At 63.2% G+C, this 22,499-nt stretch carries 20 protein-coding genes, 1 other RNA gene and 1 pseudogene; 21 read left to right on the forward strand and 1 reads right to left on the reverse strand.

Translation table 11 applies throughout. From position 1 onward, the window contains the following. The first annotated feature begins 118 nt into the window (after positions 1-118). The 6 genes and pseudogenes from NKH93_RS15560 (at position 119) to NKH93_RS15585 (ending at position 3,722) form a co-directional block, all read left to right on the forward strand. Complete coding sequence (locus NKH93_RS15560) at positions 119-838, forward strand: TerB family tellurite resistance protein (protein ID WP_352471547.1); 720 nt, start codon at positions 119-121, stop codon at positions 836-838. Continuing rightward, a pseudogene (locus NKH93_RS15565) lies at positions 835-1,602 on the forward strand (N-acetylmuramoyl-L-alanine amidase). Before NKH93_RS15560 ends, NKH93_RS15565 begins: the two are co-directional and overlap by 4 nt. Positions 1,603-1,786: 184 nt before the next feature. Then, positions 1,787-2,536 carry a lytic transglycosylase domain-containing protein gene (locus NKH93_RS15570; RefSeq protein ID WP_352471549.1) on the forward strand — a complete coding sequence of 250 codons (750 nt, stop codon included), beginning with the start codon at positions 1,787-1,789 and terminating at the stop codon, positions 2,534-2,536. 59 nt (positions 2,537-2,595) lie between these two features. Then, positions 2,596-2,994, forward strand: an RNA gene (gene rnpB / locus NKH93_RS15575) — RNase P RNA component class A. 153 nt (positions 2,995-3,147) lie between these two features. Continuing rightward, entirely contained in the window at positions 3,148-3,423 is a 276-nt protein-coding gene (locus tag NKH93_RS15580) for a type II toxin-antitoxin system ParD family antitoxin (RefSeq protein ID WP_352831214.1), read from the forward strand. Next, positions 3,420-3,722 (forward strand): type II toxin-antitoxin system RelE/ParE family toxin, encoded by a 303-nt coding sequence (locus tag NKH93_RS15585; protein WP_352831213.1) that lies wholly within the window; start codon positions 3,420-3,422, stop codon positions 3,720-3,722. The genes NKH93_RS15580 and NKH93_RS15585 overlap by 4 nt, the downstream gene beginning before the upstream one ends. 8 nt (positions 3,723-3,730) lie before the next feature. On the opposite strand, the gene NKH93_RS15590 is transcribed toward NKH93_RS15585, so the two are convergent. Next, the gene (locus tag NKH93_RS15590; protein WP_352831211.1) at positions 3,731-4,846 is read right to left on the reverse strand and encodes a cystathionine gamma-lyase; all 1,116 of its coding nucleotides are present in this window, start codon (positions 4,844-4,846) and stop codon (positions 3,731-3,733) included. A gap of 404 nt (positions 4,847-5,250) precedes the next feature. Between NKH93_RS15590 and mraZ the strand changes: the two genes are divergently transcribed. The 15 genes from mraZ (at position 5,251) to ftsA (ending at position 22,435) form a co-directional block, all read left to right on the forward strand. After that, entirely contained in the window at positions 5,251-5,709 is a 459-nt protein-coding gene (gene mraZ / locus NKH93_RS15595; RefSeq protein ID WP_352456172.1) for a division/cell wall cluster transcriptional repressor MraZ, read from the forward strand. Then, the gene (gene rsmH, locus NKH93_RS15600) at positions 5,706-6,737 is read left to right on the forward strand and encodes a 16S rRNA (cytosine(1402)-N(4))-methyltransferase RsmH (RefSeq protein ID WP_352501065.1); all 1,032 of its coding nucleotides are present in this window, start codon (positions 5,706-5,708) and stop codon (positions 6,735-6,737) included. The genes mraZ and rsmH overlap by 4 nt, the downstream gene beginning before the upstream one ends. A gap of 4 nt (positions 6,738-6,741) precedes the next feature. Next, complete coding sequence (gene ftsL, locus NKH93_RS15605; protein WP_352501064.1) at positions 6,742-7,119, forward strand: cell division protein FtsL; 378 nt, start codon at positions 6,742-6,744, stop codon at positions 7,117-7,119. Positions 7,120-7,133: 14 nt separating this feature from the next. Continuing rightward, complete coding sequence (locus NKH93_RS15610) at positions 7,134-8,861, forward strand: peptidoglycan D,D-transpeptidase FtsI family protein (protein ID WP_352471555.1); 1,728 nt, start codon at positions 7,134-7,136, stop codon at positions 8,859-8,861. A 54-nt stretch (positions 8,862-8,915) separates the two neighbouring features. Then, entirely contained in the window at positions 8,916-10,370 is a 1,455-nt protein-coding gene (locus NKH93_RS15615) for a UDP-N-acetylmuramoyl-L-alanyl-D-glutamate--2,6-diaminopimelate ligase (RefSeq protein ID WP_352614293.1), read from the forward strand. Further along, positions 10,367-11,800: a UDP-N-acetylmuramoylalanyl-D-glutamyl-2,6-diaminopimelate--D-alanyl-D-alanine ligase gene (locus NKH93_RS15620; RefSeq protein WP_352471557.1), complete on the forward strand. Its 1,434-nt coding sequence runs from the start codon at positions 10,367-10,369 to the stop codon at positions 11,798-11,800. Before NKH93_RS15615 ends, NKH93_RS15620 begins: the two co-directional genes overlap by 4 nt. 24 nt (positions 11,801-11,824) lie before the next feature. Further along, positions 11,825-12,907 (forward strand): phospho-N-acetylmuramoyl-pentapeptide-transferase, encoded by a 1,083-nt coding sequence (mraY, locus tag NKH93_RS15625; RefSeq protein WP_023676767.1) that lies wholly within the window; start codon positions 11,825-11,827, stop codon positions 12,905-12,907. An 8-nt stretch (positions 12,908-12,915) separates the two neighbouring features. Next, a complete protein-coding gene (gene murD / locus NKH93_RS15630; RefSeq protein ID WP_352831208.1) occupies positions 12,916-14,316 on the forward strand; it encodes a UDP-N-acetylmuramoyl-L-alanine--D-glutamate ligase in 1,401 nt (466 codons plus the stop codon). Next, the gene (ftsW, locus tag NKH93_RS15635) at positions 14,316-15,467 is read left to right on the forward strand and encodes a putative lipid II flippase FtsW (RefSeq protein WP_352456168.1); all 1,152 of its coding nucleotides are present in this window, start codon (positions 14,316-14,318) and stop codon (positions 15,465-15,467) included. Before murD ends, ftsW begins: the two co-directional genes overlap by 1 nt. 1 nt (position 15,468) lies before the next feature. After that, positions 15,469-16,596: an undecaprenyldiphospho-muramoylpentapeptide beta-N-acetylglucosaminyltransferase gene (gene murG, locus NKH93_RS15640; RefSeq protein ID WP_352453155.1), complete on the forward strand. Its 1,128-nt coding sequence runs from the start codon at positions 15,469-15,471 to the stop codon at positions 16,594-16,596. Continuing rightward, positions 16,593-17,999, forward strand: a complete 1,407-nt coding sequence (gene murC, locus NKH93_RS15645) for a UDP-N-acetylmuramate--L-alanine ligase (RefSeq protein WP_352471560.1) — start codon at positions 16,593-16,595, stop codon at positions 17,997-17,999. The genes murG and murC overlap by 4 nt, the downstream gene beginning before the upstream one ends. Continuing rightward, positions 17,996-18,961, forward strand: coding sequence for a UDP-N-acetylmuramate dehydrogenase (murB, locus tag NKH93_RS15650; RefSeq protein WP_352471562.1), 966 nt, complete (start codon positions 17,996-17,998; stop codon positions 18,959-18,961). The genes murC and murB overlap by 4 nt, the downstream gene beginning before the upstream one ends. A 314-nt stretch (positions 18,962-19,275) precedes the next feature. After that, the gene (locus NKH93_RS15655; protein ID WP_352471563.1) at positions 19,276-20,202 is read left to right on the forward strand and encodes a D-alanine--D-alanine ligase; all 927 of its coding nucleotides are present in this window, start codon (positions 19,276-19,278) and stop codon (positions 20,200-20,202) included. Next, positions 20,190-21,131, forward strand: a complete 942-nt coding sequence (locus NKH93_RS15660) for a cell division protein FtsQ/DivIB (RefSeq protein WP_352501059.1) — start codon at positions 20,190-20,192, stop codon at positions 21,129-21,131. Before NKH93_RS15655 ends, NKH93_RS15660 begins: the two co-directional genes overlap by 13 nt. Next, entirely contained in the window at positions 21,128-22,435 is a 1,308-nt protein-coding gene (gene ftsA, locus NKH93_RS15665; protein WP_352471565.1) for a cell division protein FtsA, read from the forward strand. The genes NKH93_RS15660 and ftsA overlap by 4 nt, the downstream gene beginning before the upstream one ends. The last annotated feature ends 64 nt before the right edge of the window (positions 22,436-22,499 follow it).

Below are 22,499 nucleotides of genomic sequence, written 5' to 3' on the forward strand. Positions count from 1 at the left end.
TGCGACGACGTGAGCGCTGGCGCCAGCCGCCTCAGGCATTGCGCCAAATCGATTGGGCCAGCCCCTGCGGCACTGTCTTGGCTTGATAGCGATGGGTGGTTGGTCCTATGAAGCCCCCATGTCGATTTGGGACCGCCTTGGCGACTTCGTCACACGCGTTTCATCTTCAGCGTCGTCAGGCGTCGCCGAAGTGGTCGAGGCCGTGCGCACGGTTTTCTCCGGCGATGCCGATCTGCGCCGGCGCGTCGCCTTCTCGGTGGCGATGATCGCCCTGTCGGCCAAGATGGCCAAGGCAGACGGCATCGTCACGCAAGACGAGGTGCGCGCCTTCCAGGAAATATTCGAGGTGCCGAAGGAACAGAGGCGCAATGTGGCGCGGCTCTACGATTTGGCCAAACGCGACATTGCCGGTTTCGAGACCTATGCCGAGCGGATGGCGCAGCTTTGCGGTTCGGGCCATTCGAACTGCCTGATGCTCGAGGATATACTCGACGGGCTGTTCCACATCGCCAAGGCCGACGGGCTGGTGCATGAGCGCGAGGGCGAATTCCTGCATCGCATCGCCGAGATATTCCGCATCGATGAGGCGCATTACCAGAGCATCCTGGCCCGGCATGTCGATCTGGGTGCCGCCGATCCCTATGTTGTGCTCGGCATCGAGCGCGGGAAGCCGTTCGAGGAGGTCCGCAGGCGCTACCGCAAGCTGGTCTCCGACAATCATCCGGACCGGCTGATCGCACGCGGCCTGCCGCAGGAATTCATCAAGATCGCGACGACCAGGCTGGCGGCGATCAACGCGGCCTATGAAATGATCGAGCGAGGCCTGCGGCACGCATGAGCGGCTTTCCGCCCGATGAGCCGAGCGCCGAGGTCAGGGTATCGCCGAATTTCGGACCACGGCGCGGGACGCTCGGACCCGATATGATCGTGCTGCACTACACCGGCATGGCTACCGGCGCCGGTGCCGAGGCATGGTTGTGCGATCCGGCAAGCGAGGTCTCGTCGCACTACCTGGTCCATGAGGACGGCCGCATTGTTCAGATGGTAAGGGAAAGCGACCGCGCCTGGCATGCCGGCAAGAGCTCGTGGTTCGGACAGAGCGACATCAACTCCTGTTCGATCGGCATCGAGATCGTCAATCCGGGGCATACGCTCGGCTATCGCAACTTTGCAAAACCGCAGATCGGTGCGGTGATCGGCCTGTGCGCCGGCATCATCGAGCGCCATTCCATTCCGGCGCAGCGGGTGCTTGCCCATTCCGACGTGGCACCGGGGCGCAAGGTCGATCCAGGCGAGAAATTTCCATGGAAGGCCTTGTTTGCCGTCGGTATCGGCCATGTTGTGCCGGCAGCACCGATCCGGCGCGGCGCCGTGCTGAAGCCAGGCGATACCGGCGCCGAGGTAGAGGCGCTGCAGTCGATGCTGGCGCTCTATGGTTAAGGCGTCGAGATCACCGGCGCCTTCGATCGGCAGACCGAAATCGTGGTAGAGGCATTTCAGCGGCATTTCCGGCAGCGCCTGGTCGATGGCATGGCTGATGGATCGACGATCCGCACGCTGGAAAGGCTGCTCGCTTCCGTAAGGATAGCCTCTCTCAAATAATCTTTTGCCAGCTTGAAAATTACAATCTGTTACTCAAAGTGACTTGCGTCGCCTTCTTTGGCGCCAATTCCGTCGTCAAAGGCGATCCGTACAGATTGTCGGACGTCTATCCCCCAAATGTTCCGATGTTGATTGAGGGTATCTGCGCGAAGTTCTTTGTGCAGATCAAACAGAACAGGATCACATGCAGAAATTGACCGTTTTAACGGCAGCCATTGCTGCCGGCGTAATGACTTTTGCCTTCAGTGCGGCAAACAGCGCACCGCTGAGCCAGCGGGCCGATCAGGGCTTCAGTGCCGCAGCCGGCAAAACCGCCGTGCCGAAAGCCACCCGTGGTGCAAAAGTAGAGAAGACCGCCACCGCAAAAGTGGAACAAGCAACCGCGGTAAGGACGAAAAAGCCGGCCCCTGCGAAAAAGCCAACCGCTGCAAGAAAGACAATCTCAAAACACTATGTGAAGCGTAACCGCAAAAGCATCGACCACATGGCAACGGCGTCAGTCGCTCCGAAGAGCAGGCCAGCGCCTCAGGCGGTGGTAGTCGGCGCCAGCGGACAGTATTCGGCGATCATTGCGCGTTATGCCGCCAGCTATGGCGTCCCGGTGTCGCTCGCCAACGCCGTCATCAAGATCGAAAGCAACTACCAACCGAACCAGGTCGGCAGCGCCGGCGAGATCGGCCTGATGCAGATCAAGCCGGCGACGGCGCGGATGATGGGCTATAGCGGTTCGGTTCAGGGCCTCTATGATCCAGATACCAACATCAAATACGGCATGAAGTACCTCGCCATGGCGCGGGATCTCGGCGGCGGCACGACCTGCGGCACGATCCTGAAATACAATGCCGGCCATGCCGCCACACGGATGAACCCGGTGTCCGCAGCCTATTGCGGCAAGGTCAAGGTCCAACTGGCTGCACTTGGAGCGCCCGCCTGACAAGCGACAACTTGCTTTTTCGTTTGCGTTTTCGGGCCTGAACCCCTTTATACGCCTTGCCAGCTGGCCGGGCGGCCGCACCCGCGAAGCCGAAAGGCTGCGGGTGAGGAAAGTCCGGGCTCCATGGAGACACGGTGCCGGTTAATGGCCGGCGGGGGCGACCCCAGGGAAAGTGCCACAGAAAGCAAACCGCCACGATCCAATCGTGGCAAGGGTGAAAGGGTGGGGTAAGAGCCCACCGCGCGACTGGCAACAGGAGCGGCACGGTAAACCCCACCGGGAGCAAGACCGAATAGGGGCGGTGCGAGGGGAAACCCTCGAGGGCTGTTTCCGGCTCACCGTCCGGGTAGGTTGCGTGAGGCGTATGGCAACATGCGCCCAAGATGAATGGCCGCCACGTTCTCGCCGTGTAAGCGGCGAGGGCCATACAGAACCCGGCTTACAGGCCAGCTGGCAGTTTTCCCCGATAAAAGGAAATCTCCTGATATCAGCAGGTTGCGTCTTCGGGCGCAGCCGTTGGTTCAGTTTTCGACCCGCAATTAAGCGCGGCATTCCTTGAAAATGGTGCGATTAAATCGTACCATTTGGATGACGGTATTCAGGAGCGCGTCATGGGACAGGTCGATAAACGCAGCATCACGCTGTCGCCGGAATTGGCGGCGGTGGTCGACGACGTGGTCGCCGCCGGCGAATATGCCTCGGCGAGCGAGGTGATCCGCGACGCGCTGCGGCAATGGAAGGACCGGCGCGACCTGCTCGGCTACACGGTCGAGGAATTGCGCAAGCTGGTGCAGGAAGGGATCGACAGCGGGCCGGGACGGTTTGCGTCGATCGACGAAATAAAGGCCGAAGCGCGGAGACGATTGAAACCCGACAGCGCGGCATGAATTTGCTGCCCATCATCCGAACCGCAAATGCGGAAGAGGATTTGATCGCGATCTGGCTTCATGTTGCGCAAGACAACGAGGCTGCAGCCGATCGATTGCTCGATCGGATCGAAGCCCGCTGGCAGCAAGTGGCCACTTATCCCTTCTCAGGTGCCCCGCGCGAAGACATCGCAACCGGAATCCGTCACCTGATCGTCGGCGAATACCTCACCTTGTATCGTGTCCGCGAAGAGGCGATCGAAATCATTCGCGTGCTGCACGGCCGGCGCAAGATCGACGCCGACGATCTAAGTTCGTGATTGCCGATTCAGCCACCGATTGCGTCCAGCGACGCCTCGATCGCCTGCCAAAGCTCTTCCACCGGCTCGCAGCCGATCGACAGGCGAACGAAGCCGGGGGGAACGGCATCTCCCCTTTTTGATCGCCGTTCGGCCGAAGTGTGTACGCCGCCGAACGAAGTCGCTGCCTGCATCAAGGCGCAGTTGTTGATGAAATCCTCGGCCTTGTCCTCCGAGGCGAGCACGAAGGAGATGAGAAAACCGAAGCGCTCCATCTGGGCGCGGGCAAGATTGTGCGATGGATCGCTCTCCAGTCCCGGAAAGCGCAAGCCGCTGATCGCGCGATGGTTTTTCAGTCGTCGCGCTATCATTTCGGCGGAAGCGCACATGCGGTCGAAGCGCACGTCCAGCGTTTCGAGGCCGCGATGCACCAGCCATGCCTCGAACGGCCCGGGGATGGCGCCCGACGTCTCGCGCCAGTCGGTCACCCTCGAGATAATGTCCGCGTCGCGGCTGGCGACATGGCCGAACAGCACATCGGAATGGCCGTTTGGTGCCTTGGTGTCGGCGGCAATGACGATGTCTGCGCCGAGATCGAGCGGGCGCTGGCCGAAAGGCGTCATCGTCGTGTTGTCGACCACAAGCCCCGCACCCGCTTTGTGCACGGCTTCGGCGACGGCTGCGATGTCGCATATATCCAGTCCCGGGTTGGCGGGCGTTTCGACGAAGGCAAGCCGGTATCCGTCGAAGCCGCCGTCGAGGAAGCTCGACGTCGGCCGGACATCATAAGCGACGCCGAAGGACTTCAGGAAGCGCTCTGCCAGCGCTCTCGTCGTGTGATAGCCGTCGGACGGCAGCAGGATACGGTCGCCGGCTTTGAGCAGGCCTAAAAATACTGCCGAGATGGCAGCCATCCCCGAGGGAAAGGCGACGCATGGGGCGTCTTCCAGATGCGCCAGCATGTGCTCGACCGCATCCCAGGTTGGATTGCTGAAGCGGCCATATTGATCGAAGCCGGTGGCGTCGCCGGGCGCATGAAAGATGGCGGCCATCGTCAGGGGCAAGGGGATCGGGTCGCCCTTGGCCAGCCCGCCGCGGCGCAGATGGGGAAGTGCCGCGGCGCGTGACTTGGCTGTTTCGGACATGGTTTCAACCTCGTTACTGACCGGAAAAGGGATGCCGAGGCTATGCGCGGCAGCGATCCGCAGCAAGTCGGCTCCGGTTGGGCCACACGGCTCTAAACGCTTCGTTAGGCTTAATAGAGGATAAAGACGGGAGTGCCGTCAAAGCTGCTCTCCCCAGTCGTGGCAGGCGCGTTTTGAAAACTGTTCCCGTTGACGCCCATAACACCCCATGATATCCCATTCCGATACTCGAGCCTTCGTTCCGTGTCAGGGTGAAGCGTACGCCAATCGGGCAGCCGCGGCGGCTGCGCGTTTGCCTGCGTTCGCCCGTCACAACGAAGCGGGTTTTGGACGTCGACCGGGCCGGGGCGGCGCGGACAGGAAGATGCAGAGGGGTGCGGCGGCGCAAGCGGCCGTAACGCGTAATGGACCGGTTTCTGTCGAACGCGGTGAACAGGATCGATGCGAAGGGACGGGTGTCCGTGCCGGCGCATTTCCGTGCCGTTGTGCAGAAACGCGGCTATTCGGAACTTTATGCGCTACGCTGCCTGGATCGCCCGGCGATGGATGTCGGTGGGCTCGACCTGCTCGATCGCTACGAGCAGCGCATCGCCCAGGAAGACCCGTTCCTGCAGACGGCGGACGACATGTCGTTCTTCTGCCATGGCGATGGAACGTTTCTGAAGCTCGACCAGGACGGCCGTATCACGATGAGCGATTTCATTCGCGAGCATACCGGCATTTCAGCGGAAGTGGCCTTCGTTGGCCGCGGCAATTTCTTTCAGATCTGGGAGCCGGGACGGCTCAGCGCCTATGGGACGGAAGCACGCGCCCGGCTTTTGCAGCTTCGGCAGGGGACGAAGCCCGAGGAGCGGCCGGAATGATGGCGGGCGACGGCGATGAAGTTCATGCCGTTGGCGGACCAGCCCGTCACATTCCGGTCCTCCTTGCCGAAGTTCTGGAGGCGCTGGCGCCGACAAAAGGCGAGGTGATCGTCGACGGCACGTTCGGTGCCGGCGGCTACACGAAGGCCATTCTGGCAAGCGGAGCCTCGGTCGTCGCCATCGACCGCGATCCGGATGCGATCGCGGCGGGGCGGGCCCTTGAACAGCAGTCCGGCGGCAAGCTCAGGCTTGTCCAGGCACCGTTCTCGACGCTCGACGAACAGGTTGAAAGTGCCGATGGCGTCGTGCTCGACATCGGCATCTCCTCCATGCAGATCGACCAGCCGGAGCGCGGCTTTTCGTTCCGGGCCGATGGGCCGCTCGACATGCGCATGGCGCAGGCGGGCCTGAGCGCCGCCGACGTCGTGAACACCTTCAAGGTGGGCGATCTTGCCCGCATCTTCGGTTTTCTCGGCGAGGAACGCCATGCCGGGCGCATCGCCCGCATGATCGAGAGCCGTCGCGAAAAACGCCCCTTCCAGCGCACGCTCGATCTTGCCGATGCCATCGAGACGCATATCGGTCGCGCGCCAAAGGACAAGATCCATCCGGCCACCCGCGTTTTCCAGGCGCTGCGCATCTTCGTCAATGACGAACTCGGTGAACTGGCCAAGGCACTGTTTGCCGCAGAGCGCGTGCTGAAACCGGGCGGGCGGCTTGTCGTGGTGACCTTCCATTCCCTGGAGGACCGCATCGTCAAGCGCTTCATCGCCGACAGAGCCGATTCAGCGACCGGATCGCGGCACCTGCCCGAGGCGCAGGCGCGCACCGCCACCTTCACCAAGAAGGGCGGCGGCGTAACGCCTGGCGATGCCGAGATAACGGCAAATCCGCGGGCGCGCTCGGCAAGGCTGCGCGCTGCGATCCGTACAGAGGCGCCGGCGCGCGCCGGCGATTTTTCGATTTTCGGCCTGCCAAAACTGCCTGGCCCAAAGCTTCCCGGCGCCGATCGACCGGGAGAGAGGTGAGCACGTGTTTCGTACCAGCGACATAGTCCTGATCGCCGTGATGGTTTCGGCGGCCGCCCTGACCTACAAGACCAAGCGCGAGGCCGAGGAGCAACTGGCGGCAGTGCACAAGATCCAGGCGCAGATCCGTTATGAGGAGGACACGATCGACCTGCTCAAGGCGGACTGGAGCCTGCTTACCCAGCCGTCGCGCCTGCAGAAGCTCACCGAAATCTACAAATCGCAACTCGGACTCGAGCCGGTCAATGCGCGGCAGATCGTCGGGCTGGACGATCTGCCGGCGAAACCCGTCAATATCGAGGACCTTTCATCGCAGCGGCTGGGCGGCATGGCCGATATCGGCGGCAAGGATCCCGTGGTGACCGGAGGCGTCGTCCAATGATCACCGGATTTCCAATGGCTGCCAGATTTCCAAAGATTGGCAGGCTGCTGAAGCGCGGTTCGAAGCCCGGTGCAGGCGGATCAATCGTGGTCGAAGGTGCCCGCAAGGCGACCGGTGGCAAGGGCAGGACCCGCATCGTCATGACGATGGCAGTGTTCTTCGGCATCTATTCGACCATTGCCGGGCGGCTGGTCTATCTGGGTTTCCAGAATCCCGACCTGTCGGGCGGCCCGCAGAGCCGGGTGACGGCATCGCGACCCGACATCGTCGACCGTAACGGCGAAGTGCTGGCGACCGACATCAAGACCGCGTCGCTGTTTGCCGAACCGCGCCGCATCGTCGATGCCGACGAGGCGATCGAAAAGCTGTCGACGGTGCTTCCCGAGATCGACTACGAGCAGACATACAACAAGCTGAAGAGCGGCGCCGGGTTCGTCTGGCTGCAGCGGCAACTGACGCCGAAGCAGCAGGCCGACATCATGCAACTCGGCATCCCCGGATTCGGCTTTCGCACCGAAAAGCGCCGGTTCTATCCGGCCGGCGAAACCTCGTCCTACATTGTCGGCCTCACCAACATCGACAATCAGGGCATCTCCGGCATGGAGAAATACATCGACGAACAAGGCTTGAGCGACCTTCAGGCGTCGGGTCTGGCGGTGGCCAAGGATTTGAAGCCGGTGCAGCTCTCGATCGACCTGCGCGTCCAGCATATCGTGCGCGATGAGGTCGCCACCGGTATGGAAAAGTACCACGCGATCGCGGCGGGCGCCGTCGTGCTCAACGTCAAGACCGGCGAGGTGCTGGCGATGGCGTCGGTTCCGGATTTCGATCCGAACAACCCCTATAACGCGCAGGACAAGGACAGGCTCAACCGTATGTCGGCCGGCCTCTATGAAATGGGGTCGACCTTCAAGAGCTTCACCACCGCTATGGCGCTCGATTCCGGCAAGATAACGCTGCAAAGCCGCTTCGACGCGTCGCGCCCGATCAGGATCGGCCATCAAACCATCCATGATTTCCATGGCAAGGGCCGGGTACTGTCGGTGCCGGAAGTGTTCATCTACTCCTCCAATATCGGCTCTGCCAAGGAAGCCGAAGCGGTTGGCATCGACGGACACCGCGAATTCCTGCATCGCCTGGGAATCCTCGAGAAGATGCAGACCGAACTGCCGGAAGTGGCTCGGCCGACCGAGCCCAAGGTCTGGAAGCAGGTCAATTCGATCACCATCGCCTTCGGCCACGGTGTGTCGACGACGCCGCTGCAGACAGCGGTCGGCTGCGCCGCGCTGATGAATGGCGGCTATCTGATGGACCCGACCTTCCTGCCGCGCACGCAGGAGCAGGCGATGGCGGTGGCCAAGAAAGTGGTCAGCGACAAGACGGTCGAGGGCATGCGCTATCTCTATGCCCTCAATGCCGAAAAGGGATCCGGCCGCAATGCACGGGTGCCAGGATACCGGGTGGGCGGCAAGACGGGAACGGCGGAGAAGGTTGTCAACGGCCGTTACTCGAAGGAAAAGAATTTCAATGCCTTCGTTGCGGCTTTTCCGATGGACGATCCGCAATACATAGTGCTTACGATCGCCGACGAACCGAAGCCGGAAAAGCCCGGCATGGGTGGTACGGCCGCCTCGAACGCGGGCATCATGGCTGCAAACATCATCCGACGTGCGGCTTCCATGCTTGGCGTGAAGCCAGATTTCAGCCATGAAAATGGTGCAACGCTGGTTTCCTATCAGTGATTCTTGGGGCGCGCCGGCAACTGCGCGCTATTTTGTTGCGATGAACGGGGTTCGATGAAGCTGAAAAATCTAGCCGGTATCCTGCCTGTCGAGGGGACAGCTTCCTTCGACATGGAGGTTACAGGGATTTCGTCGGATTCCCGCCAGGTAACACGGGGCGTCGTCTTTTTCGCGCTCACCGGCTCCAAGGCGGATGGCGCAGCCTACGCAGCCGATGCCGCAAGCCGCGGCGCTGCAGCGATCGTGGTCGGCAAAGGCAGTGCGGTCGCCGGGCTGCCAGTCCCGGTTCTTGTCGTAGACGATCCGCGCCTTGCACTGGCGCTGAGTGCTGCACGTTTTTTCGGCATGCAACCGCAAACCATGGTCGCGGTGACCGGAACCAGCGGCAAGACCTCGGTCGCCGCATTCACCCGGCAGATATGGGAGCAGGCGGGTTTTGCCGCCGCCTCGATCGGCACGACCGGCGTGGTGGCGCCGGGCCGCAACGAATATGGCTCGCTGACCACGCCGGATCCGGTGGCACTGCACAGGCTGCTCAAGGAGCTGGCGGAGGCCGGCGTCACCCACGCCTCGATGGAAGCGTCCAGCCATGGCCTCGACCAGCGCCGGCTCGACGGCGTCAAGCTCGCGGCCGGCGGCTTCACCAATCTCGGCCGCGACCATATGGACTATCATCCGACGGTCGAGGAGTATCATCGCGCCAAATTGCGTCTGTTCGACGCGCTGCTGCCGAAGGGCGCGCCGGCGGTCATCTTTGCCGACGACCCGTGGTCGGAGCCGACGATCAAGGCGGCGCGGGCAGCGGGACTGAACGTGCTGACGGTCGGCCGCCACGGCGATTTCCTGCGGCTGAAGCGGGTCGAGCACGAGCGCCACCGCCAGCGCGCCGAGGTCGAAGCGGACGGCGTTCTCCACGAAGTCGACTTGCCGCTGGCCGGCGACTTCCAGATTGCAAATGCGCTGGTGTCGGCCGGACTCGCCATTTCGACTGGAACATCTGTTGCCAAAGCGTTGATGGCGCTGGAGAAATTGAAGGGCGCGCCGGGACGGCTCGACCTTGTCGGGACGGCCGCCAACGGCGCGCCGGTCTATGTCGACTACGCGCACAAGCCGGATGCGCTGGAAAACGTGCTGGCTTCGGTGCGCCCCTTTACCACCGGCCGCGTCATCGTCGTATTCGGTTGCGGCGGCGACCGGGACCGAGGCAAGCGGCCGATCATGGGCGAGATCGCCACAAGACTGGCCGACGTGGTCATCGTCACCGACGACAATCCCCGCTCGGAAGTACCCGAGACGATCCGCGCCGCGATCCTGGAAGCCGCACCTGGCGCCATCGAGATCGGCGACCGGCGCAAGGCCATCCACGAGGCGGTCGGGATGCTTCACGCTGGCGACACGCTGATCGTGGCCGGCAAGGGCCATGAGGAAGGCCAGACCATCGGCACCGAGACGCTGCATTTTTCCGATCATGAGGAAGTTCGCTCGGCGCTGCGGGAGCAAGCGGCGTGAGCTATCTGTGGACCTCCGAGGCGCTGGTTGCCGCCATGGATGGCCGGCCGCTCGGTCCGATGCCTGAAGCCATCGCCGGCATTTCCATCGACAGCCGCAGCCTGCAGCCGGGAGACGCTTTCTTCGCCATCAAGGGCGAGGCCATGGACGGCCATGATTTCGTCACCGCCGCTATCAAGGCGGGCGCCGGCGTGCTGGTCGTCGCCGAGGGCAAGCTGCCGTCGCTGGGGCGGCTGACGGCACCGATGATCGTCGTGGAGGACGTGCTTGTCGCTCTGGAAAAGCTCGGCGTTGCGGCGCGCGCACGCTCAAAGGCCAGGGTCATTGCCGTGACCGGATCGGCGGGCAAGACCACCACCAAGGAAGCGCTACGCCACGCTCTCTCCGCGGTCGGTACGGTGCATGCATCGGCCCAGTCGTTCAACAATCACTGGGGCGTGCCGCTGACGCTGGCGCGCATGCCGCAGGATTGCGACTATGCCGTCTTCGAGATCGGCATGAACCATCCCGACGAGATCCGGCCGCTGGTCAAGATGGTCCGGCCGCATGTCGCCATCGTCACGTTGATCGCGGCCGCTCACCTCGGCTTCTTCCGCAACCTGGACGAGATCGCCAAGGCCAAGGCAGAGGTTTTCGAGGGATTGGAGCCCGGTGGCGCCGCCCTTCTCAACCGCGACGATGCGCGCTGGAAGCTGCTGGAGAAGATGGCCAAAGAGGCCGGCGTCGAGCATGTCTACGGGTTCGGCGAGAATGCCCGGGCGACCTTCAAACTGATCAAATGCGAGCTCAATGCCGATCACTCGGTCATCACCGCCAAGATTGGCGGGCACGAGATTGTCGCCAGGATCGGCGCGCCGGGCCGCCATATGGTGCAGAACGTGCTCGCGGTGCTTGGTGCCGCGCATCTGGTCGGTGCCGACGTTAACAGGGTTGCGCAGGCGCTGGCCGATCTTTCGCCCGAACGCGGACGCGGCAAGCGCTATGTGTTGCGTCACCCCAACGGGCCGATCACACTGATCGACGAGAGCTACAACGCCAATCCGGCGTCGATGAGCGCTGCAATGGCACTGCTCAACACGACGCCGGTGTCGGGCGAGGGCAGGCGCATTGCCGTGCTCGGCGATATGCTCGAGCTCGGCAGCCATTCGGCGAAATTGCATGCCGCGCTTGCCGGTCTGATCGTCGGCACCGACACGCGCACGGTCTTTCTCGGCGGCCCGGAAATGCGGGCGCTGGCCGACGTTTTGCCCGACGAGATCAAGACGGAATACCGCGCCGGTGCGGAAGATCTGAAACCGGTTCTTCTATCGGAATTGAAGCCCGGCGACGTGGTCATGATCAAATCGTCGAAGGGCATAGGCTTTTCAAAGCTGGTCGAGGCGTTGCTCGGCAAGTTTCCGGCGGAAGCCACAACCAGCAGACAGACCTAGGATCGGTCCGGGGGACGCAAGCGCATGCTAACACTGCTCGTCGAATTTGCGGACAAGATCTCGGTCTTCAACGTCTTCCGCTACATAACATTCCGCACCGGCGGAGCGCTGATCACAGCGGCGCTGATCGTGTTCATCTTCGGACCGACCATCATCAATTCGCTGCGGCTGCGGCAAGGCAAGGGCCAGCCGATCCGTGCCGACGGGCCGCAGACGCATTTCAAGAAGGCGGGAACGCCGACAATGGGCGGACTGATGATCCTGTCCGGCATCGTCGGTTCGTCGCTGCTGTGGGCGAACCTGTCGAGCATCTACGTCTGGGTGGTCCTGCTGGTGACGCTGGGATTCGGCTCGATCGGCTTTTACGACGATTATCTCAAAGTAACCAAGCAATCGCATCTCGGCTTTTCCGGCAAGGCGCGGCTGGGGCTCGAATTCGTTATCGCCGGCATCGCCGCCTGGGTGATCATGCATAACGGCCAGGCGCCGTTCTCGTCATCGCTGACATTCCCTTTCGCCAAGGAGTTTCTCGTCAATCTCGGCTGGTTCTTCATCCCGTTCTCGTGCTTCGTCATCGTCGGCGCCGGCAATGCGGTGAACCTGACCGACGGTCTCGACGGGCTGGCGATCGTGCCGATCATGATCGCGGCCGCATCCTTCGGCGTCATCGCCTATCTCTCTGGCAACGCGGTGTTCGCCGAATATCTGCAGATCCATTTCGTGCCCGGCACCGGCGAACTTGCGGTGGTCCTTGGAGCGGTGATCGGCGCCGGTCTCGGCTTCCTCTGGTTCAATGCGCCGCCGGCGGCGATCTTCATGGGCGACACCGGCTCGCTGGCGCTGGGTGGGCTGATCGGCACGGTCGCGGTGGCGACCAAGCACGAGATCGTGCTGGTCATCGTCGGCGGTCTGTTCGTCGTCGAGATATTCTCGGTCATCATCCAGGTCGGCTACTTCAAGATGACCGGCAAGCGCGTCTTCCTGATGGCGCCGATCCACCATCATTTCGAAAAGCTCGGCTGGACCGAAAGCCAGGTGGTGATCCGCTTCTGGATCATCGCCGTCATCCTGGCGCTGGTCGGCCTGTCGACCCTGAAGCTCAGATAGGAGGCCGCTTGATCCCCGCCGCATCCTTTTCAGGCAAGCGCGTTTCGCTCTTCGGGCTCGGTGGCTCGGGGATTGCCACGGCGCGCGCGCTGATCGAGGGCGGCGCGGATGTGCTGGCCTGGGACGACAATCCCGACAGCGTCGCCAAGGCCGGCGCGGTCGGCATCACGACAGCGGACCTGCGCGGTGCGGACTGGGCGAGGTTTTCCGCCTTCGTGCTGTCGCCCGGCGTGCCGCTGACGCATCCCAAGCCACACTGGACCGTCGAGTTGGCGCGGGGCTCAGGCGTGGAGATCATCGGCGACATCGAGCTTTTCTGCCGCGAGCGGATGCTGCTGGCACCGGCAGCACCTTTCATTGCCATTACCGGCACCAACGGCAAGTCGACGACCACGGCACTGACGGCGCACATCCTAAAATCGGCTGGGCGCGACACGCAGATGGGCGGGAATATCGGCCGCGCAGTGATGACGCTCGATCCGCCGCAGCCTGAACGGCATTATGTGGTTGAGTGCTCTTCCTACCAGATCGATCTTGCCCCTTCGATCAACCCGACGGCCGGTGTGCTGCTCAACCTGACGCCGGACCATCTCGACCGCCATGGCACGATGCAACACTACGCCTCGATCAAGGAGCGGCTGGTGGCCGGCAGCGAGACGGCAATCATCGGTGTCGACGATTCCTGGTGCGCCCAGATCGCCGATCGGCTGGAGCGGGCCGGCCGGCAGGTCATCCGCATCTCCAAGCGGCTGCCGCTGACCGACGGCTATTTCGCTGACGGCACCAACTTAATGGAAGCCGTGCACGGCCGCTACAGCCGTGTCGCCTTCCTCGAAGGCATCGGCTCGTTGCGCGGCCAGCACAATGCGCAGAACGCGCTGGCCGCCGCCGCCGCCTGCCTCACGGTCGGGCTCGAGCTCGGCGAGATCCAATCCGGACTGGAGAGTTTCCCTGGGCTGGCGCACCGCATGGAGCAGGTCGGCCGCAAAGGGCATGTGCTGTTCGTCAACGATTCCAAGGCGACCAATGCCGATGCCGCTGCACCGGCGCTGTCGAGCTTTGCGCGTATCTACTGGATTGCCGGCGGCCTGCCGAAAGAGGGCGGCATCGAGCCATTACGCGGCTTCTTCCCGCGCATCGCCAAGGCCTATCTGATCGGCGAAGCCGCACCGGCCTTTTCGGCGACGCTGGGCGAAGCGGTGCGCTACGAGATATCAGGCACGTTGGCGGCGGCAGTCGAACACGCCGCCCGCGATGCGGCCAGGGATAGTAGCGGCGAGGCAGTGGTGCTGCTGTCGCCGGCATGCGCCAGTTTCGACCAGTTCAAGAATTTCGAAGTCCGCGGCGAGGCGTTCAGGCAAGCCGCAACCGCCATTGATGGCGTGAAGCCCATCGGAGGGACACGATAATGCAAAGCCGTCTCGACAAAAGCCCTGTGGCGACCTGGTGGTGGACGATCGATCGGTGGTTCCTGGCGGCGTTCCTGTCGCTGATGGGGCTCGGCATCGTTTTGTCTTTCGCCGCAAGCCCGGCGGTGGCCGAGCGCATCGGGCTAGACAGTTTCCACTTCGCGACGCGCCAGATTATCTTCACCATTCCGGCACTTGGGGTGATGCTGGCCGTCTCGTTCCTTGAATCCAGGCAGATCCGGCGCATGGCGCTGGTCATGCTGTGCATCATGCTGTTTTTGATGGTGGCCGTGCTCTATATCGGCGTCGAGGTGAAGGGCGCGCGGCGTTGGGTGTCGCTTGCCGGCCTCTCGATCCAGCCGTCCGAGTTCCTGAAACCGGCCTTCGTCATCATCTGCGCCTGGCTGTTCGCCGAGCACAAGCGCCAGCCGGACATTCCGGGCAATTTGTTCGCCATGTTGCTGCTTGCGCTGGTCATCTCGCTGCTGGTGGCGCAGCCTGACCTTGGGCAGACCATGCTGGTGCTCGGCACCTGGGGGGTGATGTTCTTCATGGCCGGGTTGCCGTGGCTGTGGATCGTCGCGCTGGGTGCTGCCGGCGTCGGCGGCGTGTTCGCTGCCTATGCGGTGTTCCCGCACGTTGCCGGCCGCATCGACCGCTTCATGACCGGCGAGGGCGACACGTTCCAGGTCGACATGGGCCGCGAGGCGCTGATCAATGGCGGCTGGTTCGGCGTCGGGCCGGGCGAGGGTACTGTCAAGCGGGTCATCCCCGACAGCCACGCCGACTTCGTCTTCTCCGTCGCCGGCGAGGAATTCGGGCTGATCATGTGTTTCTTCATCATGTCCATCTTCGGTTTCATCGTGCTGCGCGGTCTCAACACGGCGCTCAGGGAGCAGGACGATTTCACCCGCTACGCGGTTGGCGGCCTGGTCACGGTCTTCGGCCTGCAGTCGGTCATCAACATGGCCGTCAATCTGCAGCTGATGCCGGCCAAGGGCATGACGCTGCCGTTCATCTCCTACGGCGGCTCCTCGCAGATCGCGATCGCCATCTCGATGGGCATGGTGCTGGCGCTGACGCGCAAGCGCCCGGAAAAGCGCAAGCAGCTGGGCTTCATGCCGTCGCCGCGTGCGATGCCGGCGGAGTGAGATGGCGAAGGGGGTCATCCTTCTGGCGGCAGGCGGAACCGGCGGACATCTGTTCCCGGCCGAGGCGCTGGCGCACGAACTGACCGGGCGCGGCTGGGCGGTGCACCTGGCGACGGACGAACGCGCCGAGCGCTTTGCCGGGCAGTTCCCGGCGGCCGCCATCCATCCGATCCAGTCGGCGACGATGGGGTCGAAAAATCCTTTTGCCGTGCTCGCCGCATTTTGGAAAATCTGGCGCGGGGTGCGGCAGGCATCGGCCGTCATCGCCAGCGTCAAGCCCGCCATCGTGGTCGGCTTCGGCGGCTATCCGACGCTGCCGCCGCTCTATGCCGCGACCCGGCGCAAGGTGCCGACGCTGATCCACGAGCAGAACGCTGTGATGGGCCGTGCCAACCGGGCGCTCGCCGGCCGCGTCGACGCTATTGCCGGTGGTTTCCTACCGGAAGACACAAGTGCTACAGGCGTCAAGACGGTGACCACCGGCAATCCGGTCAGGCCGCAAGTGCTGGAAGCGGCGAAGACGCCTTATGCCGCATCGGCCGGTGAAGAGCCGTTCCGATTTCTGGTGTTTGGCGGCAGCCAAGGCGCGCAGTTCTTTTCCGATGCGGTGCCGGCGGCGATCGCCCGGCTTTCCGATGCACAGCGCAGGCGGCTGGCGATCACCCAGCAGGCGCGCGCCGACGATGTGGCGCGGGTGAAAGCGGCCTATGCCACGCTTGACATCGAGGCCGAGGTGTCGCCCTTCTTCACCGACATGGCGGCGCGGCTGGCGGCGGCGCATCTGGTGATGTCGCGCTCCGGCGCATCGACCGTATCGGAAATCGCGGTGATCGGCCGGCCGGCGCTGCTGGTGCCTTATCCGCACGCGCTCGACCACGACCAGGCGGCGAATGCGGCGGCCCTTGCGGCAGCGGGCGGCGCCGAGGTGCATCCGCAATCCACGCTTTCGGCGGAGCGGATCGCCGTGCTTGTCGGCGGGCTGATGGATGATCCAGGCAAGGCGGCGACAATGGCCGCGGCGGCGAAATCGTCCGGAAAACCGGATGCCGCGCGGTTGCTCGCCGATCTGACAGAGGCTATTGCGTCCAGGAAATCCGTTTCGGAATTCAGGAAGGAGACGCACGCATGAAGATGCCACAGACGATCGGCCTCGTGCATTTCATCGGCATTGGCGGCATCGGCATGAGCGGCATCGCCGAGGTGCTGCACAATCTCGGCTACAAGGTGCAGGGATCCGATCAGGCCGACAGCGCCAATGTGCAGCGGCTGCGCGACAAAGGCATCGAATGCTTCGTCGGCCATCAGGCCGAAAACCTCGGCGAGGCCGAAGTGGTCGTCGTCTCCACCGCAATCAAGAAATCCAATCCGGAGCTGAAGGCGGCGAGAGAGAAGTTGCTGCCGATCGTGCGGCGCGCCGAAATGCTGGCCGAACTGATGCGCTTCCGGCAAGCGGTGGCGATCGGCGGCACGCATGGCAAGACGACGACGACTTCGATGGTGGCGACGCTACTCGAAGCCGGCGGGCTCGACCCGACGGTAATCAATGGCGGCATCATCAATGCCTATGGCACCAATGCCCGCATGGGAGACGGCGAATGGATGGTGGTCGAGGCCGACGAGAGCGACGGCACCTTCCTCAAGCTGCCGGCCGAGATTGCCGTCGTCACCAATATCGACCCCGAGCACCTCGACCATTACGGCTCCTTCGACAAAGTGCGCGAAGCGTTTCGTCAGTTCGTCGAGAATGTGCCGTTCTACGGCTTCGGTGTGATGTGCACCGACCATCCCGAGGTGCAGGCGCTGGTCGGCCGCATCGAGGACCGGCGCGTCATCACCTATGGCGAAAATGCGCAGGCCGACGTGCGCTTCACCAATCACCGCATGGACGGCCCGACCTCGGAATTCGACGTGGTGATCCGCGACCGCAAGACGCACGGCCAGATAACGATATCAGGCCTGCGGCTGCCTATGCCCGGGCGCCACAATGTTTCCAATGCGACGGCGGCGATTGCCGTCGCGCATGAGCTCGGCCTTTCGGCTGAGGCAATCAAGAAGGGCCTGTCGTCCTTCGCCGGCGTCAAGCGCCGTTTCACCCATACCGGTTCGTGGAACGGTGTCGATGTGTTCGACGATTACGGCCATCATCCGGTCGAGATCACGGCGGTACTAAAGGCTGCGCGCAGCGCTACCAAGGGTCGCATCATCGCCGTTACCCAACCGCATCGCTTCACCCGGCTGCGCGATCTGTTCGACGAGTTTTCCGTCTGCTTCAACGATGCCGATACGGTAATGGTGGCGCCCGTCTATGCGGCCGGCGAGGAGCCGATCGACGGCGTTACGTCCGACGCACTGGTGTCGCGCATCCGCTCCGGCGGCCATCGCGACGCACGCTACATCGAAGGTCCGGCGGCGATTGCGCCGATTGTGCGCGAGGTGGCGAAGCCGGGCGATTTCGTCGTCTTCCTCGGCGCCGGCAACATCACGCAATGGGCCTATGCGCTGCCCAGGGAACTCGGTGGGACCATCTCATGATGCGCGGCCAGGCGTTGATCGAGAAGCTCGGCGACCGGCTTGCCGGACTGCGCGGCCGCATCATGCCCAATGCCGAGATGGACAAGATCACCTGGTTTCGAGCCGGCGGGCTGGCGGACGCATTGTTCCAGCCGGCCGACGAGGACGATCTTGCCACGTTCCTGAAGGCGGTGCCGGAGGAAATTCCGCTGACCATCGTCGGCGTCGGCTCGAACCTGCTTGTCCGTGACGGCGGCATTGCGGGCTTTGTCATCCGGCTTTCGGCCAAGGGTTTTGCCGAGACCGAAGTGATTGCGCCGACCACGATCAAGGCGGGCGCCGCGACACCCGACAAGCGCCTTGCGGCCGTTGCCTACGAGGCCGGCATCGGTGGCTTTCATTTCTACCACGGCATTCCCGGCGCCATTGGCGGAGCGCTGAGGATGAACGCCGGCGCCAATGGCGTTGAGACGCGCGAGCGCGTGGTCGAGGTGCGGGCACTCGACCGCAAGGGCAATGTTCATACGCTGAGCAATGCCGATATGGGCTATGCCTATCGCCATTCAGCGGCGCCGTCCGGGCTGATCTTCACGTCGGCGCTGCTCGAAGGCATTCCCGAGGACAAGGCGGCGATCAAGGCCGCGATGGATGCTGTCCAGAACCATCGCGAGACCGTGCAGCCGATCCGCGAAAAGACCGGTGGCTCTACCTTCAAGAATCCTGAGGGCACCTCGGCCTGGAAGGAGATCGACAAGGCCGGCTGCCGCGGCCTGATGGTCGGCGGGGCGCAGATGTCGCCGATGCATTGCAACTTCATGATCAACACCGGAACCGCCACGGGCTACGAGCTTGAATATCTCGGTGAGACGGTGCGTGCGCGCGTGCTCGAAAGATCAGGCATCCGGCTGCAGTGGGAGATCAAGCGCATCGGTAATTTTCGGCCGGGCCATGCCGTCCAGGAATTTCTCGGACAGTTGCTTTAGGCAAGCTGACCGCCGTTGCCTTTTGGACTCATGAATTCACATTTTGCTGCCGTTTTTGCGGAAAGTGAATCCATCGGAATCGTAAGCACTTGCCAGCGAATCAACTCTCTGATTCTCTGCCCTGAAGCGTTTCCTGATTTGAGTCGTTTCGACGCGTTACTCGCGTTTCCGTCTGGGGGGCAACCTGCCGGGAGACTCGGACTCAATGTTGCGGAAACACGGGAGCGAAGTTGCTCGGGCGCATTTGAGTGCGCGCGATGCTTTTCGGGGCATGCACGATGGTGCAGGCCTGCTGTGAGAGGAAATGACGGGGAATGACAAGCAAGCATGTGGCCGTCCTTCTGGGGGGATTCTCGTCCGAGCGGCCCGTGTCCCTGTCGTCGGGTAAGGCCTGCGCCGATGCGCTCGAGGGAGAGGGCTACCAGGTCACCCGCGTCGACGTCTCGCGCGATATCGGCTCGGTGCTCAGCGCGCTCAAGCCCGACGTCGTCTTCAACGCACTGCACGGCCCCTTCGGCGAGGACGGCACCATCCAGGGCATCCTCGAGTACCTCGCCATTCCGTACACCCATTCCGGCGTGCTTGCCTCGGCGCTCGCGATGAACAAGGAACAGGCCAAGAAGGTCGCCAAGGCGGGAGGCATTCCGGTGGCGGAATCGAAGGTGGCCAATCGCTTCGCCATCCAGAACAAGCACCCGATGAAGCCGCCCTATGTCGTCAAGCCGGTCAACGAAGGGTCGAGCTTCGGTGTCGTCATCGTCCATGAAGGCCAGTCGCATCCGCCGCAGATCATCGGCTCGTCCGAGTGGAGATATGGCGATACGGTGATGGTCGAGCGTTATGTGCACGGGCGGGAATTGACCTGCGCGGTGATGGGCGATGTGGCGCTCGGTGTCTGCGAGATCATCCCGACCGGCCATTCCTTCTACGACTATGATTCAAAATACGTCGCGGGCGGATCAAAACACGAATGCCCGGCAAAACTTTCACCGAATATTTACCAAAAAATACAGACACTGACGCTCAAGGCTCACCAAGCTATCGGCTGTCGGGGCGTTTCCCGGTCGGACTTCCGTTATGACGATCGTCACTCCGAAAACGGCGAAATTGTCTGGCTCGAGGTCAACACCCAGCCGGGCATGACGCCGACGTCTTTGGTGCCGGAAATCGCCGCGCAAGCGGGACACTCGTTCGGCGATTTGTTGAGTTGGATGGTGGAGGACGCTTCGTGTCTGCGTTGAAGTGGGGACAGGGCAAGGGGAAGGGCGCGGCCGGGCCGGCGCTGTTCGGCATGCCGTTGTCGTTCGACCATTTCGTGCTGCCGCGCCTGCTCCGCCGGCCGGTGCGTGTGCTGGCGCGCCTCGGCGAAGGCGACTTCGAAGCGCCGCCCTATTGCGCTGCCATGCTGTCGGCGGCACTGCTTGTTTCGAGCAGTGCCTATGGCGCCTATCTCGGCGGATATTCCGACGCCATCGTCCAGAGTGTCACCGCCCGCACCGGCTTTGCCGTCGACCAGGTCAAGGTCGTCGGCAACCGCGAAACGTCCGAGATCGATATTCTCGACAGGCTGGAACTCGACGGCTGGACCTCGCTGATCGGCTTCGATGCCGAAGCGGCGCGCGAACGCATCACCACGCTACCCTGGGTCGAAGCCGCGGCAGTGCGCAAGGTCTACCCGCATACGCTGGAAGTGCGCGTCGAGGAGCGCGAGCCGTTCGCGTTGTGGCAGCAAGGCAGCGCGCTTTCGGTCATCGAGAAATCCGGCACCGTCATTGCGCCGTTCTCCGGCGGCAAGCAGATATTGCTCCCGCTGATCATCGGCACCGGCGCGCCGGCCACAGCGCCGGATTTCCTGGCCAAGATCAAGAATTATCCGGAGCTCGCCGCGCGGATCAAGGGCTACATCCGCATCGGCGAACGGCGCTGGGATCTCAAGCTTGAAAACGGCATCACGATCAAGCTTCCCGAAGACGGTGAGGATCAGGCGATTGCCGACCTGGTCAGGATGGATCACGAGAACGGGCTTTTGACGCGCGACATCGCCGCCGTCGACATGCGCCTTTCCGATCGTCTGGTCGTCCAGTTGACGCCGGAAGCGGCGACACAGCGCCAAGCCGCGCTCGACGAAAAGCCCAAGATGCTGAAGCCCAAGCCGGAGACGAAGATATGAGCTGGCTTGGCGGCAATAGCGATGCCTCGTCGCGCCGGTCCGGCATCCTGACGGTGCTGGATGTCGGGTCCAGCAAGGTCTGCTGCGTGGTGGCCAAACTCAAGCCGCGCGAGGATGGCAAGCTGCTGCGCGGACGCTCGCATCGCGTCCAGGTGATCGGCATCGGCCACCAGAAATCGCAAGGCGTGAAATCCGGCGTCGTCATCGATCTCGACCGTGCCGAGCACGCCATCCGTCTTGCCGTCGACGCCGCCGAACGCATGGCGGGACTGACGGTCGATTCGCTGATCGTCAACATGACTGCCGGCCGGCTGAAGAGCGAGGCTTTTTCGGCCACCATCAATCTCGGCGGCCATGAGGCCGACGAGGCTGACATCAAGCGCGTGCTTGCCGCCGGCGCCAAGCAGGCGTTGCGGGCCGAGCGCGAGGTGATCCATTCGCTTCCCGTAGCCTTTTCGCTGGATGCCGAGCGCGGTGTTCGCGATCCGCGCGGCATGGTTGGCGACCAGCTTGGCGTCGACATGCACGTGCTGACAGGCGACGCAGCGCCCTTGCGCAATCTGGAGCTCTGCATCAACCGCTCGCATCTGTCGGTTGAACGCATGGTGGCGACGCCCTATGCCAGCGGGCTTGCTGCGCTGGTCGACGACGAGCTCGAAATGGGCGCAGCCTGCATCGACATGGGCGGCGGCACGACGACGATCTCGGTGTTTTCGGAAGGCAAGTTCGTCCATGGCGATGCCATCGCGATCGGCGGCAACCACGTCACGCTGGATATGGCCAAGGGCCTGTCGACCTCGCTCGATGCCGCCGAAAGGCTGAAAGTGATGCATGGCTCGGCGCTGCCTGGCAGTGCCGACGACCGCGACCTGGTTTCCATCCATCCGATCGGCGAGGACGGCGAGGTGCCGTTGCAGATACCGCGCTCGGTGATGACGCGCATCATCCGCGCCCGCATCGACGAGACGCTGGAATTGTTGCGCGACCGGCTGAACAAATCCGGCTACGGCAACGCCGTCGGCAAGCGTGTGGTGCTGACCGGCGGTGCCAGCCAGCTTGCCGGCCTGCCAGAAGCAGCACGCCGCATTCTCGGCCGCAATGTGCGCATCGGACGCCCGCTTGGCGTGGCAGGCTTGCCCGAGGCGGCCAAGGGGCCGGCTTTCTCGACCCCGGTCGGACTTCTGATCTATCCACAGATGGCGAGCTTCGAGAGCCGGCCGGCGAAGGGAATTTCCGGTCTTCGGATGACCGGAACAGGCGGAAAACTGCATCGAATGAGTCAGTGGTTGAGAGACAGTTTTTAATTTTGACGGGGACAGCCCCATAGGCGGCCGCGGCGGCGAAGCGGCGGGAAAGGCAAAGGACGGA

Origin of the sequence: Mesorhizobium sp. M0954 (assembly GCF_040319155.1) — a bacterium.
In the GTDB taxonomy this organism is placed as follows: domain Bacteria; phylum Pseudomonadota; class Alphaproteobacteria; order Rhizobiales; family Rhizobiaceae; genus Mesorhizobium.